Here is a 13,962-nt window from a genome sequence, read left to right on the forward strand (position 1 = left end):
AAACGCTCTAAATTGGTTTAATCATTGTGGTCTATTTTTTGAGCCTATTCGATAGTTATTTTTGTGGTTTTTTTGATCGCAAACTGCTGTAATTCCTGCTGGGATGTTTCCTAAAAACTCGGTACAGCATTCTCATGTTGGTATTGAAATAAAAGCTTCTCGTTATCAGAGTGGATGGCAGGGTCATAATCCCGAAGACACGTGGCTGATGGTATTTGTTTTTGATAGCAACCGTCCTAGTGACGCCGTTCAAGGTATTCAGCCAAAGCCTTTTCGTTTTATCAAGGTTGTTGGTGCTAGCCTCACAAAAAATGATTGGTCATTTTCTGGACGTTCGGAAATTAGTCGCAGAACAATAACTGCCAGTGTTACTAAATCTGGATATCAAAAAATGATGTCCAACTGGATTTATCAAATTCCCAATTTACCATAGTGTTAGTTGCAAGTCTGTAATATTTGGGGAAGGCGTTTCTAAAGTTATCAAGTTAGGAATAGCGGTGCAACTCATCTCATAATAATCTAAATTACGCTTAATACCAATGCAGCAAACACCAACAGCTTCCGCCGCTGCAACTGTCGAACCAGAACCCATAAAAGTATCAGCAATTATACCTTCACCTAAAGGTAGTGCAGTATAAACGACCTGACGTAAAAAAGACTGTGGTTTAAGACTTGGGTGATTTGCAATAGCTCGTTCTTTCTGAGGTGTCCTCTCACTGGCAATAACATCACCCAAAGGTGTACTATCTCTGTTGCGTCTTAACCCTCCAGTTTGAAATTCTCGCAGACATTCGCTGAGTTTCATTCCTACTGGTATAGGCTTTCGTAAAATACCCCACGGCTCATAACATCCTCTGAGCATGGAAGACACATTAGGAAATTCATCTTCGGCATTTTTTGGGCGATCGCCACCACGAAGTGTTCTCACCAGGCGAATCAATTCTCCGCGAAACTCCAAACCGCCCTCAACTAGAGCAGAGAAGACTAACTGGGAAAGAAATGCATTACTTGCTATAAAAACATGACCACCAGGGCGAAGTACACGTACCAATAGTTTTGCCCATTCTACAAAGAAATTTTTTAAAACTAGACGTTCTTTGGTAGTAAGTGCGGTAAATCGTGGTAAAGGTGCGCGTTGATGTCCATCAAATGATGGGGGTATTCTCCAAATACCTCCGTTTCCATTTGCTCTTTTTAGCAACTGGTCAAAATCATATTCTTTTACCCCATAAGGTGGATCTGTAACTACTGCATGAATACTATTTTCTGGTATCCTACTCAGCCACTCGAAACAGTCTGCGTGCAAAATAACAGATTTACCTATGTTTTCTACTTTGTATTCAAAAGCCCATTGATTCATGATTTTAAGTAGTTTGTTTTTATATAAAAATTGTATTTTTATATTCCCATAAATCTCAGGGTTAAATCGCTAAAAACAAAGTTAAAAAGCTCAATTATGCTGTTCTCTTTTAACTCTTAACTTTTTTGATACCGCATTCCTGGCAGCTGCGAAACTAAACCCATAAGTTCCAACTGTAACAAGGCACCAGAAACTGAGCCAGCAGCCATGCCGGTTTGTTGGACAATAAAATCGAAGGGTAAAGCATCATTAGCGAATGCCTCCGGCACGCCTGCGGCGAACGCATCCATTACCGTTTGCAATTCTGGCGATAAAGTTAGCAAACTTAACTGTTCTGGTGCTGTGGAAGCCTCGATTCCATCAATTTGTGGTATTGCTCCTAGCATTGTTAACAGTTCATCTAGTTCTTTAAGAATGAAAGTTGCTCCCTGACTCAGTAACTTTAAACACCCTTGGGATGGATGATCGTCCAGTCTTCCAGGTAGTGCATAGACATCTCTACCAAATTCATTTGCATAGGTGGCGGTAATTAAGGCACCAGACTTTAACGGGGCTTCCATTACCAGGATGGCGCGGCTTAAACCTGCAATAATTCGGTTGCGGCGGGGAAAGTGAGTGCGATCGGGTGGGGTTTTTGTGGGGTACTCACTCACGACTAACCCAGCCGTCAAAATTTGCTTGTACAAATCTCGATTTTTATGCGGATAGATAACATCTACACCAGTTCCTAAAACTGCGATCGTGCGTCCACCTGCTTTCATGGCGGCGATGTGGCTTTCTGTGTCAATTCCCTCAGCCATCCCAGAAACAACTGTAAAGCCATTTTTAGCCAAAGCTGTACTAATTTGGCGAGTCCAACGGATACCGTATTCTGAGGGTTGGCGTGTTCCGACAATCCCAACCATCGGTTTTTGTCCGAGATTTTCTTGGAGTTCGACTTCACCACGATAGTATAAAATCGGCGGCGGACTTGGAGTTTCTAGCAGTAAGCGGGGATAATCTGTATCTGCTGGTGTCCAGAAATGGGGATTTTCTTGCTGGTGCTTAGTGAATAGTTGTTCTGGGTGCAAACGCGATCGCTGTTGTACAACTTTTTCTAGTGTCTGAAAACCAAAACCCTCTACTTCTCCCAACTGTACCTTGGTAGCGTTCCAAGCTGTTGCCAGCGTGCCAAAATGCTGTTGCAGTCGTCGCAGTAATACTGGGCCAATCCCAGAAATTTGCGTCCAAGCTAGCCAATATGCGCCTTCCTCTACCACGGTTCCATCCTCACACCTACTGGATTGAGTATTCCCAAATTAGCCTTGGCTGTTGATCTGGAAGATGAGCAAAGGAGCAATAATATAGGTACTTCCAAATAATTTATTTTTTGGAGTTCCCTAAGTCCTATAGGCATACTTACACGCTGAAGTAGATAAAAGCTGCGCGGATCGCAATAAACCACACTGCGAGGGTGGCGAATAGGTAGAGGTAGAAGCGAAGCATGATCAGATTGAATGTACAATGGACGATGCTATGCAATGCTCGAAATACAACAAAAACCCATGCGGCGTTCACATAGATTGCATCCACTTGCTTCGTGATGAAGAGGTATAGCACAAGCACATAGAAAAGTACCGGAATCTCGAATAAGTTCTTTAGGTTATCTGATGGATTGGATACGCCAGGTGGCCATATATGCACGAGTGACCCAGGTGCAGCCAGGTCTTGCGGGCTGATCTTTCGACTTGTAATGAACCCGATCCGGCGGATATACATATACACCCAGACAAGGAGTGTCAAAAAAACTGTTGCCAAGAAGGGGCCAAAGACTTGATCTTGTGTCATTTTTACCTCTTAAACTTGCTGATTTTGCTGATGCTAATATTAGGCTGAGTACTTTAATGCTTCTAGACCTCGATCGGGTACACTTCAGACCACTTAACCTATGACATGAACTTTGGATTACTGAAAATTCTGTGAAGCAAGCCTTAAAGCGAATGTTCCGTAAGCTTGAGGTTTCATCGCGTGCAGAAATGGTTGCACAACTTTTAGCTACGAGACATAATTCACCAGAAAGAAACTTAGTTTGCTTCCAGGGAGACAAAATACCCTAAAGATAAATTCCCAATTCCCCTTGACTTTTGACTATTGACTCTTGACTATTAACTATTGACTATCTTCTTATCTATCTTCTGCGATGCAATATTTCTACCGTCTTTTAATATGCCTATCTGGGTGCTTGATATTTTTACTGGTACATAGTGGCTTTGGTTTGTTGCCGAGTTTGGCCGCCGAAAAGATTGTTGTCAGGTACGGATTGTTTGAGCGATCGCTCCCAGTGGCAGATATACGCAAGTATGCCGAGACGCAAAAGGTTTCTGGCGATTTGCAATCTTTCTTAGGTTACCTCAGCGCTAAGGATAAACAGAAGTTCCAAGATGCTCTTCAGGTGAAAATGTCTCTTGATATTGCGGCTTTAGATAAGCTGATAAATACAGGAATAGGCAAGCAAATTTTATCTTTTGCTTCCCAAGCGACTGTCTTTCCGACACGCTCCCCGATCGCCCGTCGTGATCAAGGCAGTATACAAGCCCTACGAGGTGCGATTATCTTAGGAGCAAAATCACCAGAAGGTTTAGGAATAACCAGCTTTCTAGAAGCTTATCCCAGTAATCAACTAGTCTTTGACGTGTCAAAAATTTCTAAGCTAGTCAGCATGGCAAATTTATCTTCTGGTTCTACTGATATACCACCAAAGGACAATGTAAGTTCTTCTCCCTTAGGAAAAATTGCACTGCAATATCAGATATTTGCCGCTCAAGATAAACAATTCTCAGGTTGCTTATTTGGCGATTCTATTTCGGCTGAACTTGGCAATACTCTTGGGAATGGTACTTTTAATTTTGGGTTAAATGGTCTGAGTACAATCTCATTAGTGGAACAACTTAAAAGTTTAATTCCTACCAAGGTAAAATGCGAAAAAGCGATTATTGCCATAGGTGGAAATGATGCTTGGTATAAAATTAGTGATGAGTTATTTACTAAAAATCTGCAAGAGGCGATCGCACTTGTCCGCACAATGGGAACTAAAGAGATTTTTCTCATTCCGGCTTTTTATTCAACAGTTGCAGCAAGCTTAGATCCAACTGTTTCAGCCCCACTTTCTAGAGTTGAACAAATTAATGCTCTGATTAATCAAGTTGCTGAAATTGAAAAAGTCCCGGTTGCAGCAGCAGGACTAACACCTTTGTATGAAAATAATGTTCTTAAAGAGAATTTGACAAGTGATGGTGACCATTTAAATGCAGAGGGTCTAAAAATTTATCGACAAGCATTATTACAAATCCTCGGTAAGTAAGATGATGTTCTATCTTGTTGTCTCGTTCCCAGTCTCCGACTGGGAATGCCTAATGTGAGGCTCCGCCTCAAGACTTGCAGCAGAGGAGCATTTCCAGCCTCTGGCTGGAAATGAGGTTTTAAAGGGATTTGGGCTGAAGTTGACACTAATGAGCAACAGTAAGGGTTTATTTCCCATTCCAGAATGATTAATCAAAATTGGAAACGGCCTATTTTAGTAAATACATACCATGATTAATTTGTCTAGTGCGTAAATTCTAAAATATAGCCCTTTCAAGGTGGGTTTAAATCTTAGTCTATAAATTCTTCTTTAACCTCTTATCTCTGTGTCGCGCCAGTTGCAACTCCTGCGGGAATGCTAAGAGCGTAGCTTGCTTCCCCGGAGGGGTACAAGTCTCTTAACCCGCCCAACACACTGGCTTCTCTGTGCCTCTGCGGTGAAATAAATTACTTTTAAACCGCAGAGTCACAGAGAGCGCTGAGAAAAACAATCTTATTTTATGAGTCACCTTGAAAGAGCTAGTTCTAAAATAGTTGGATAATTTTTTGTTTTTTAGTTCCTAATTTGTAACTTAAAATTACGTTAGCGCAGCGTAAAGCCAACTCTACCAGAGGCTGCGCCAACGGCATGACAACTCTTAGAGACGGTGTTCGCGTTCGCTTAGAGCGAGTCTGCGTACCCTTACGGGGAAGCAAGCTACGCGTAGCGTCTCGTAGAGAGCGTCATTACGAATTATCACTTTTAGGCTTTCCAATTCAAAAACCGCGCATAAATATAAGCGATGCCTTCATCAATAATTGTCCGCACGCCTTGGCTAGAATCCCACCATTTGGTTGGATCATAATCTTGTGTTTTAGCAGCGATCGCACCAACTTTGATGTTAGGGGTAAGCAGTTTTCTGAACAGCAACCAGCTTCTCCGGGTGTGAACGTCCAAGGAGAAAAGATTAATTGATTGTAGCTTTAAGTTTGAATTAGATAGCCAGCGGCTAAATTCGGCAGCAGAGGCATAACTACGATCCTTAATTACCATAGGCGTTGGAACAGCTACCACCTTCTGTGACTCTAAACCGAGTTTCTTGAAGGTGGCAGCTGACACTTCTGCAAAGTTTTTGTATTCGCTAAGATAATTTCCTTTTTCTATTGTGCCTCCCGTAGTAATTACTAGACGATAAGAACCGTTTTTAAATTCAGTCAAAGCTTGTTGGATAGCATAATCTGGTAGCCATCCTTCAACAACCAATACTTCTGCTGATTTGATAGGGGAAGTCACGGCCAGAAATGAGTGTACATGAGTAATAGTGAAAAATATTAAATAAGCAATCAAAGTGATTGCAATCGCCCACCCCTGAGCCGTAAGTATCCACATTTCTTGGCATATTATTAGTTTGATTTTTGGAAATTTTTGACACCGACGATTTTTTGTCTGCATTAAACCTTAGTTAAACGTTGCTCTTTCAAGTAGGTAAACACAGATTTATCTCCAATATCAGCAGGAATTCCTTGTACTGTCTTTCGCAGCGCAAACACCAAAAACAACACCGCCCAAATTCCTAATAAAACACTTTCCCCCTGAGTTGGTAAAATTCTTACCAAATGTCCTAGTAACAGTAGCGGTACTATTAGAGTTAATACTTTGGTTTCCAGGCGATTGAAGCAAAAAGCCTCTTTAAAATAAATACCTGTCAAAGCAACGAAGATAAAACCAACTCCAAATAAGGTTATAGGCTGATTGTAAACAGTGAGAGCCAAAGGTTCACTACTAGAGATTGCCAGAATCACTGATGCTATAGTACCGATTGCCCAAAAAAGTTGCAACATTCGGTGCAGTGATGCCATGTAAATATGAATGGTAAATAAACTTACACCAAGAGCGAGACTAAAACAAGCATATAGAGGTGTAAGTGCAGTAGAAACAGTCGAATTATTGTTGAGTAAAACCAAAGCGCTGCCTATGGCAAAGCTCAGTGCTGCTACCATTAACCCAGCGCGGTAGATAATTACGCCAGTGCGATCGCTCTGAGTAATTGTAAATTCCCCGAACTGACCTTGATAAACTTCTGGTGGAGGTAGTGTTTGCGTAGTCATAGTTAAGAATATAGTTATGATTTACTAATAGAGTACAACAGGAAATTGCTGAAGGGTTACTTTTATTATTATGAGCAATGAGATGAACTTAGTGTCACAATTCCTAAACTCTTTTGTAGGGTGGGCACTGCTTACTGTGTGTTCAAACCCTTATTTTTAGGTTGTGTGCAGTGTCCAACGCCAGTTGCTTGACTTGCTCTACTTGGGGAGCCACCCCGCCCTAAACAGTAACTGAGGTAGTGCCAGACCTTCAAGAGGTGCAGTTTGCTGATAGCCAGGACGTAGAGGGCAGTTCTTGCTAAAGGTCGAAACTCTTTATATCTGATGCGTCAGTTCCATATTTTTTACCTCACTTACTTGCAAACTGCTGTAAATTGGTGGCTTTGGCTTTGTAGGCTGCATAAACCGATTTCTATATTCCACACACCACCAAACTCATTCAATGCCATAGGTGCGATACATGATTTGCAAAGTTTGCAAGTTGATGGCTAACCCACGACTGCTAAAAAACTGTTGCCATGCGCTTTGATCCAAACCAGGAAGCTGATAGTGACTCACATTCAGCCCAGGTTCACAAAGGCGATCGCGACTAGTAATTAGAGTCACAGACTAAGTATTCAGGTGAGCGATCGCTTTTGTTCGTCCAATAAAATTGCTATCCTCTAATTTTGGGATGGAGTGGGGCGATCGCGAGTAATCAATCAGACTTGATATCGCAGTAGTTTTTTTTAGAACCCGTTCCAAAGTAGCGCGACAATTACTTTTGGTTATCTTTTCTCGCAATACTTTAGAAAGCAGCTTCCATAACTGAGAACCAGCATCCTTGGCGTGTCTTTCCGTACAACCGTAAGAATGGGCGATATCCAGGCAAGCTTTTGAGCATATTCTTCATCTAGCTGAATATCAAAATTCTTCATTGCCACTAACTTGGAACGTTTACCTAATGTATATCGTCCGCGTCGAATCGTCTAGAATAAAACTCATTAGGTAACATCAGCACCATCATTACTCATGGTGAAATCAGACCCCCGTCAATTGCCTAGTAGTGCTGAACTTCCTTGTTCAGACGATACCCCTGTGGATAACGAAGACCAGAACTTTATTCCCAATTTACTTCTCTTTTTGCTGCAATACATTTGGGCAAACCGTAATGACTGGTTTTTCAGCGTGGATATGGGCGTTTACCATACCACAGGGGTTAGTCCACTTGTGCCGATTGTACCAGACGGATTTTTGAGCTTGGGTGTAGAACGTCGCAAGGCGAATAAATCCCGTAAAAGCTATGTTGTTTGGGAAGAAAATAACATAGTGCCTATCCTGGCTTTAGAAATTGTTTCGTTAACTCCAGGTGGAGAATACGACAAAAAATTAGAAACTTATGCCAAGTTAGGGGTACTGTACTACATTATTTATAATCCAGAGTATTGGCAAAGAGACTGTCACCAACCATTTGAAGTTTATCGCTTAGTAGATGGTAGCTATCAATTGCAAATTGGTGAACCCTTTTGGATGCCAGAAATTAATTTGGGAATTGGGCGATCGCAATACGTATCTGGTAATATCCAGCGTCAGGTTTTGTATTGGTATGACCAACAAGGAAAGCGCTATCAAACTCCAGAAGAACAGCTTGAATTAGCGCAAAAACAACTTGAGCGTTATCGTCAACAATTTGGGGAACTACCAGAAGGATAAGCGGGGTGATACTTTTTTCATAGTATAATTTCGTTTTTTATACAAGATTTGAATAGATAATTGGATTAAAGGAACGTTGATGTATGCTCCACATTCCATTGGGTTCACCTCTCAATGTTGCTTTATGAGTTTCATTTATATAAATTAGATCGGCAGTTATTTCGCAGGTTTTTGCCTCTTTTTTTTCTATATATTTAATAGTAGCTATAATTGTAGTAGTTGCCGGGGCTGTATCGTTGATAGAAATTATTAAAAAATCAATTGGCTTGATATGCCCAAATTCTTGCCTCACTTTCCCAGCTTTTTTATTGATTGGGATATCTAAATAATCAGTAATTAAAATTGCCATTTTTCCGTAGTTGCTGTTTATCCAGTAAAACATAAACTCGGCAAAAGTTCTCTCTGGCATATACTTCTCATAGTCATCAGGACAACCTGTAGATGGTACATTTATTCCTAAAGTTAGTTCTCTACTTTTCCAATTATTAATATTTTTTTTAAGGTTTTGTATATCTAAAAAATCTTGAAAAGCTTGGATTATACTTTACTTTTGTTCAACAGGGGGAGGATTTTTATTTCCTTTGCTAATAGCTATTGCCCAATCTTTTATTGCAAACAGAGCAGCCCAGCATTTTGCTGCAACAATCTTATTAGCATAGCCTAAATCTCTACCATGTAAAATACCATTTCTATATGGAATCGTAATTTTTTCAGTGCTAGTTTTCTTTCTATTGACTCTAAATAGCTTGGATAATTCTTGTAAACCACTACTATGTGCTGCTATTGAATCCCATGCTGTCAGGTCTGTTCCTTCCGCAAAAAAACCTGTCTGCTCAATGTCATTTACCAAACCATCGATAAGCATTAATAAAATCGGTACACATGCATAATATCTTTCTGCCAGATAATCTTCCTTTGCCAGTTTTGCAAGTTCCTCTCTATTCCGAAACTCCTTTACTACCAACATTGTCATGAGTAGCCATTGAAGAGTTTGTTCGTTATAATAATCTGCCAGTAAATTTTCTGCTTCTTCAAATTTACTCTTATCTGCTAATTCAATAGCTTTTTGCATTAAATCTACATTTAATGATTCATATGCTACCCAGCCAAATTGTGAAAAGTAACCATTGAAACTATCAGGAATGTAAATAATTTTTAATTGTTCTTGAAGCTCAGGTAAGTTCCTAAATGCCTCTGATAAACTTGCATTTTTAATCCCAATAAATTCCAGGAAAGATACAATTTTGGAGACAGACTTCATCCCTACAAATTTCTCTAGCAATTTTTTATAAGAAGGATTATCAATAATTTTTATATTATCTGATGGCATAAACTATTTCTTGTCCGTTTAACTACGTCTTTAATACTACTTGGTGATTTAGCCACATTCATGTAGAGGCTAAACTCGTTCTAATGTAACACAGTGTAAAATAGCACTTCGACTATTAACAGAGATTCTTTAGCTCACGGTAGTACATATAATTCAATGCTTGACTTTATCATCCATATATTTTGCATCAGACTTTTTCGCCAACTCTTCAAACTGCATCAGATAAAATTGCCGACTTCAGCCGACTGACAAAACAAAGTGCGATCGCTTAGGCTATTGGGCATGGAGATAAAATTTAAGTATAAAAAAGATGCTTAACACCCTCAGCCCACTTGCTGAAGACTTAGCAGGTAAAAGCTATCTTAGTCCTGATTACTTGCAAACACAGCGCCGCATTCATTCCCTCATAGATAAATATGTTGCAGTCGAAAAACTACATGACCGTCTGCAAGATTTACCGATACAGTTTACCAATCCCCAATCGCGTCCCTGGAAACTCATCGACTGGCAAACAATTAACCGTAATCAAATTATCGGTTTAGACGCAGAGGTGTTTTTATCTATATTGATCGGTGCAATGGACACAGAAGCCCCGATTCGCGGCTATACCCAAACCAGTCGGCAGTATTTGGAAAAATTGCATCCTCAGATGGCTCGGTTTGTTGGTGGAACAGTCGGTGAAGATGGCGAACTGCTGGAACTTGGTTTGTGGGAAAAGGAAGAACGTCAGCACACACCCGCATTAATCAAAATCTACACCCAATTAACAGGCGAGAAAATTACCCCAAAACTTCGTACTGTTAGAAGCTATCTCCCCACAGATGACGCCTACGAAGACCTTTATCGCCACGGCTTACACCGTATTGCCACAGAATACGGTGCTACCTGTCTTTATATTTGGTTGATGGCTCACACCACTGGCGCACTCCAGAATGTTCTAGAGGAACTAGCACAGGATGAAATCAACCACATGACCAAATTCTGGGGGTTTGGAGTCTGGGCTTTCCCTGATACTGGGTTGATGCGAATTGGACGCACGCTAATCAAAACGCGATCGCCAAACTATCAGCGTAACAACCTCATGCGTACCCTACGCCGGATGATGGCTACCCTCAACTGGAATGCTTGGTCATTGACCAATAAAACAACTCTCCTCTTCACCTTTACCTACACAATGCGTCATCTGTAGAGTTGGAACAACACCCTCACACCAGAGTACTTGCAAGATTTATTTGAAACTACTCATTAATAAAAACAAATGACAAATGACAAATAACAAATCAAAATTACCCACCGATTTAAACCTCCAAAATATACCCCAACATATCGCTGTCATCATGGATGGTAACGGTAGATGGGCAACCAGTCGAGGATTACCGCGCATTGCTGGACATCGCCAAGGAGCAAAGACCCTCAAAGAACTATTGCGTTGTTGCAAGGATTGGGGAATTAAAGCGTTGACAGCTTACGCTTTCTCAACAGAAAATTGGCAGCGTCCCGTTGAAGAAGTGGATTTTCTGATGCTGTTGTTTGAGCGATTACTGCACCGCGAGTTGGCTCAGATGCATCGGGAAGGAGTGCGAATCTCGTTTATTGGAGATTTATCGGCTCTACCCAAATCTCTACAAACGGAAATGGAACGTTCAATGACAGAAACATTGAACAATCAAGCAATCCACTTTACTGTTGCAGTCAATTATGGTAGCCGCAACGAAATTACCAGAGTTTGTCGTCAAGTCGCTCAACTCGTGGAACGTGGCGAACTTAGTGCCGAAGAAGTTAATGAAAGTCTTGTAGAACAACACCTCTACACAGCAAACACTCTAGAACCCGACTTGCTGATTCGTACCAGCGGTGAGATGCGGTTGAGTAATTTTCTCCTGTGGCAAATGGCGTATACAGAGATGTATTTCACCGATATCCTTTGGCCAGATTTTAATAGAGAAGCATTTTATCAGACTTTGTTGAGCTATCAAAGACGCGATCGCCGTTTTGGTAAACTTAAAGCTTCACTGTCAGCTTAGTGTAAGAAACACCAGACATACCTGAGATAAAGTAAAAGCACCCATATTACCAGGATGGTATATGAGCGCTAATAAATAAAAAACATTATCGAGGATAATCTATCTGCTATGACAGACCGAAGTAACTATAAGAATAACAGCCACTGGGTAAATAAACTGCAAGGGTAGTTACAAATGTTTTGTTAAAAATACTACTTACCGTGAATGTGATGCTTGACTTAGCCTAAATCCAATCGATTGCTCAATCCTGTTCTCCTCAAGAACTCTTTGCTGCTTTGGTTTGGCAGCCTCGGTTCAATGGGTTTGATGGCGAACAACGATTTGCGGCTTAAGCGCCGACTGAGAACTAGATTGCAAGGGGCACTATGGGGTGAAGATGTTCACCAGGATTGTGATGCGGTTATTGTTTCTTATTGGTGGGATTAAATTTTTGAACAGAAGTCTTCTTAAAATATCTCAATAAGAGAAATTCTGGACTTACGCAACTGGCACAATTGACCTCAGCGGGGCGAAGCCGCGCCCTCAATTGATATTCATGGGCTAGTGCTTAAAAGCAATAGTAAGCAGGTAAATTTTACAATTTTTAAAAATGGGTTTTTAATTATAATCATCACAAACAGTAAAAATATTATTATTTTTCCACAGATGTAAAAATAATAAATATCTTTTAAGTATTGATTGATTATTCAAGATAAAATTTCCCAAATACTTTCTAATTATCTAATTCAACAAAGAAAACGTCCAGACGTTCATATGTGTTTGGTCTGACTGAAATTACAGCGTGGCAGGGCTATGCCCCGCCCGCTCTTTGTGCCAGTTGCGTAAGTCCTGAAATTGTAGACTAAAATCTGCTGTGCAAAACTGGTGCGATGCCGAAGGCGTGCTACGCCTACGCTATACTAAAAATAAAATACATAGATGTGGCTGATCGTAGACATCGCCCTAAAGATAACTTAATTGTTTCTTTTGCCTGGGTTAACAGTTTGATTTGAAAGTTGGTACTTTTGGATAACCCGGTCAATCTGGCAAGTCACCGCATTTATTCTGTGTTTAACCTTATCAAAATCAATATTCACCCAAATATAGGCTTTGTCAGGTCTTTGCTGCTTATTATTCATATATTGATTTGCTTGTCAATAAACTTTGTTATATCTATACAATATAGTCGTCTCAATTTCTAAACAACTTTCTCCAGAGGTATAAGTAAATATGCTTAATGTTTATTTAAGGTTTTATCTGCTAGCAGTTCAATCAAACAGTGATTGGTAGCACAGCTAGCTGTGCTACCCGATGGCGTATTACTATCTACTGAAAGAAACGCGAGATTTCGCGCCTCTAAGAACCAAAACCCAAATTCTAAGTGTTATTAAATCTTGGTTTGTAGATATTGCACCAACTGCGGTGCTTGCATCACTCCTTCTATCCGCTCCACAGGCTGACCCTGCTTAAACAGTACTAAAGTTGGGAGAGAGGCAATTTTGTACTGACTGGCCAAATCTGTGTATTTTTCTGTGTCAATTTTGACAATCCGTAGGCGATCCTTAAGTTGGGCATTGACTTGCTCTAAAATTGGCACCATCATCTGACAGGGACCACACCAGTCAGCGTAAAAATCTACTAATACAGGTACATCAGAAGCAGACAGCATCTCTTCAAAGCTGTTAAATTGCTTTTTAGTTGCCATATGACACACACCGATTTTCAATTGTTTGTTTCAATAGTAATTCTTAGAAAATAAAATCGGTATAGGTTCATGGATTTTTGTTGGGAAAAGATTAGATTAGTCAATATAGACTGATTTACCAACCGAAAACCTTAAATAATTATAATAAAATACGCATATTATTTTCATTTGTGCATATGCATTAAATATGTATTTAAACCTGTCCCGACCAACCAAATAATTATACGAGAGTTCACGAGAGTGATGTCTACGACGGGTGTAACTGCAACACTTCCTAGTCTATCCAATCAGGTGATGTCTACGACGGGCTATGACGCTCTAAGACTCGCTCTAAGAGGATGTCTGAGAAATATCAAATATTTGTTGATCCCCCCTAACCCCCCTTAAAAAAGGGGGAATAAGAGTCTCAAAGTCCCCCTTAAAAAGGGGGATTTAGGGGGATCTC

15 protein-coding genes and 1 pseudogene are annotated in these 13,962 nt (G+C 40.4%); 6 read left to right on the forward strand and 10 right to left on the reverse strand.

Translation table 11 applies throughout. From position 1 onward, the window contains the following. The first annotated feature begins 103 nt into the window (after positions 1-103). Positions 104-433 carry a hypothetical protein gene (locus tag V7K48_RS12550; protein ID WP_335072846.1) on the forward strand — a complete coding sequence of 110 codons (330 nt, stop codon included), beginning with the start codon at positions 104-106 and terminating at the stop codon, positions 431-433. On the opposite strand, the gene V7K48_RS12555 is transcribed toward V7K48_RS12550, so the two are convergent. The 3 genes from V7K48_RS12555 to V7K48_RS12565 all read right to left on the reverse strand — a co-directional run bounded on the left by V7K48_RS12555 (position 425) and on the right by V7K48_RS12565 (position 3,187). Then, entirely contained in the window at positions 425-1,360 is a 936-nt protein-coding gene (locus V7K48_RS12555) for a DNA-methyltransferase (RefSeq protein ID WP_335072848.1), read from the reverse strand. The genes V7K48_RS12550 and V7K48_RS12555 overlap by 9 nt on opposite strands. 116 nt (positions 1,361-1,476) lie before the next feature. Then, positions 1,477-2,619 (reverse strand): DNA-processing protein DprA, encoded by a 1,143-nt coding sequence (dprA, locus tag V7K48_RS12560; protein WP_335072850.1) that lies wholly within the window; start codon positions 2,617-2,619, stop codon positions 1,477-1,479. Between the two features lie 139 nt (positions 2,620-2,758). Beyond that, on the reverse strand, positions 2,759-3,187 hold the full coding sequence (locus V7K48_RS12565; RefSeq protein WP_335072852.1) for an MAPEG family protein: 429 nt from the start codon (positions 3,185-3,187) through the stop codon (positions 2,759-2,761). A 352-nt stretch (positions 3,188-3,539) separates the two neighbouring features. Here V7K48_RS12565 and V7K48_RS12570 point away from each other — a divergent pair, with 352 nt between their 5' ends. After that, on the forward strand, positions 3,540-4,700 hold the full coding sequence (locus tag V7K48_RS12570; RefSeq protein ID WP_335072854.1) for an alpha/beta hydrolase: 1,161 nt from the start codon (positions 3,540-3,542) through the stop codon (positions 4,698-4,700). Positions 4,701-5,441: 741 nt separating this feature from the next. On the opposite strand, the gene V7K48_RS12575 is transcribed toward V7K48_RS12570, so the two are convergent. The 3 genes and pseudogenes from V7K48_RS12575 to V7K48_RS12585 all read right to left on the reverse strand — a co-directional run. Then, entirely contained in the window at positions 5,442-5,972 is a 531-nt protein-coding gene (locus V7K48_RS12575) for an ElyC/SanA/YdcF family protein (protein ID WP_335072856.1), read from the reverse strand. Between the two features lie 158 nt (positions 5,973-6,130). Then, on the reverse strand, positions 6,131-6,787 hold the full coding sequence (locus V7K48_RS12580) for a DUF2301 domain-containing membrane protein (RefSeq protein ID WP_335072858.1): 657 nt from the start codon (positions 6,785-6,787) through the stop codon (positions 6,131-6,133). Between the two features lie 444 nt (positions 6,788-7,231). Then, positions 7,232-7,654, reverse strand: a pseudogene (locus tag V7K48_RS12585) (NB-ARC domain-containing protein); the annotation flags it as partial. Positions 7,655-7,798: 144 nt separating this feature from the next. Here V7K48_RS12585 and V7K48_RS12590 point away from each other — a divergent pair. After that, positions 7,799-8,479, forward strand: a complete 681-nt coding sequence (locus V7K48_RS12590) for a Uma2 family endonuclease (RefSeq protein WP_335072860.1) — start codon at positions 7,799-7,801, stop codon at positions 8,477-8,479. Positions 8,480-8,516: 37 nt separating this feature from the next. On the opposite strand, the gene V7K48_RS12595 is transcribed toward V7K48_RS12590, so the two are convergent. Together V7K48_RS12595 and V7K48_RS12600 are read right to left on the reverse strand one after the other, a co-directional pair. Continuing rightward, positions 8,517-8,888 carry a hypothetical protein gene (locus tag V7K48_RS12595; protein ID WP_335072862.1) on the reverse strand — a complete coding sequence of 124 codons (372 nt, stop codon included), beginning with the start codon at positions 8,886-8,888 and terminating at the stop codon, positions 8,517-8,519. A gap of 135 nt (positions 8,889-9,023) precedes the next feature. Next, the gene (locus V7K48_RS12600) at positions 9,024-9,809 is read right to left on the reverse strand and encodes a hypothetical protein (protein ID WP_335072864.1); all 786 of its coding nucleotides are present in this window, start codon (positions 9,807-9,809) and stop codon (positions 9,024-9,026) included. A 310-nt stretch (positions 9,810-10,119) separates the two neighbouring features. Between V7K48_RS12600 and V7K48_RS12605 the strand changes: the two genes are divergently transcribed. The 3 genes from V7K48_RS12605 to V7K48_RS12615 all read left to right on the forward strand — a co-directional run bounded on the left by V7K48_RS12605 (position 10,120) and on the right by V7K48_RS12615 (position 12,259). Then, positions 10,120-10,998 carry a ferritin-like domain-containing protein gene (locus V7K48_RS12605; RefSeq protein WP_335072866.1) on the forward strand — a complete coding sequence of 293 codons (879 nt, stop codon included), beginning with the start codon at positions 10,120-10,122 and terminating at the stop codon, positions 10,996-10,998. 76 nt (positions 10,999-11,074) lie between these two features. Further along, positions 11,075-11,833: an isoprenyl transferase gene (locus tag V7K48_RS12610; protein ID WP_335072868.1), complete on the forward strand. Its 759-nt coding sequence runs from the start codon at positions 11,075-11,077 to the stop codon at positions 11,831-11,833. Positions 11,834-12,070: 237 nt separating this feature from the next. Further along, positions 12,071-12,259 (forward strand): hypothetical protein, encoded by a 189-nt coding sequence (locus tag V7K48_RS12615; RefSeq protein WP_335072870.1) that lies wholly within the window; start codon positions 12,071-12,073, stop codon positions 12,257-12,259. Between the two features lie 527 nt (positions 12,260-12,786). Here V7K48_RS12615 and V7K48_RS12620 read toward each other — a convergent pair. Together V7K48_RS12620 and trxA are read right to left on the reverse strand one after the other, a co-directional pair. After that, a complete protein-coding gene (locus V7K48_RS12620) occupies positions 12,787-12,951 on the reverse strand; it encodes a hypothetical protein (RefSeq protein WP_335072872.1) in 165 nt (54 codons plus the stop codon). Between the two features lie 248 nt (positions 12,952-13,199). Continuing rightward, on the reverse strand, positions 13,200-13,517 hold the full coding sequence (trxA, locus tag V7K48_RS12625; protein WP_335072874.1) for a thioredoxin: 318 nt from the start codon (positions 13,515-13,517) through the stop codon (positions 13,200-13,202). Between the last annotated feature and the right edge of the window lie 445 nt (positions 13,518-13,962).

This window comes from Nostoc sp. (assembly GCF_036919615.1).
Classification (GTDB): domain Bacteria; phylum Cyanobacteriota; class Cyanobacteriia; order Cyanobacteriales; family Nostocaceae; genus Nostoc.

Bases quoted from the DNA above. Each gene is read 5' to 3' on its own strand.
- V7K48_RS12550 (WP_335072846.1), top strand. From the start codon at position 104: ATGTTTCCTAAAAACTCGGTACAGCATTCTCATGTTGGTATTGAAATA.
- V7K48_RS12555 (WP_335072848.1), bottom strand. From the start codon at position 1,360: ATGAATCAATGGGCTTTTGAATACAAAGTAGAAAACATAGGTAAATCT.
- V7K48_RS12565 (WP_335072852.1), bottom strand. From the start codon at position 3,187: ATGACACAAGATCAAGTCTTTGGCCCCTTCTTGGCAACAGTTTTTTTG.
- V7K48_RS12570 (WP_335072854.1), top strand. From the start codon at position 3,540: ATGCAATATTTCTACCGTCTTTTAATATGCCTATCTGGGTGCTTGATA.
- V7K48_RS12580 (WP_335072858.1), bottom strand. From the start codon at position 6,787: ATGACTACGCAAACACTACCTCCACCAGAAGTTTATCAAGGTCAGTTC.
- V7K48_RS12590 (WP_335072860.1), top strand. From the start codon at position 7,799: ATGGTGAAATCAGACCCCCGTCAATTGCCTAGTAGTGCTGAACTTCCT.
- V7K48_RS12595 (WP_335072862.1), bottom strand. From the start codon at position 8,888: ATGCCAGAGAGAACTTTTGCCGAGTTTATGTTTTACTGGATAAACAGC.
- V7K48_RS12600 (WP_335072864.1), bottom strand. From the start codon at position 9,809: ATGCCATCAGATAATATAAAAATTATTGATAATCCTTCTTATAAAAAA.
- V7K48_RS12605 (WP_335072866.1), top strand. From the start codon at position 10,120: ATGCTTAACACCCTCAGCCCACTTGCTGAAGACTTAGCAGGTAAAAGC.
- V7K48_RS12610 (WP_335072868.1), top strand. From the start codon at position 11,075: ATGACAAATAACAAATCAAAATTACCCACCGATTTAAACCTCCAAAAT.
- V7K48_RS12620 (WP_335072872.1), bottom strand. From the start codon at position 12,951: ATGAATAATAAGCAGCAAAGACCTGACAAAGCCTATATTTGGGTGAAT.
- trxA (WP_335072874.1), bottom strand. From the start codon at position 13,517: ATGGCAACTAAAAAGCAATTTAACAGCTTTGAAGAGATGCTGTCTGCT.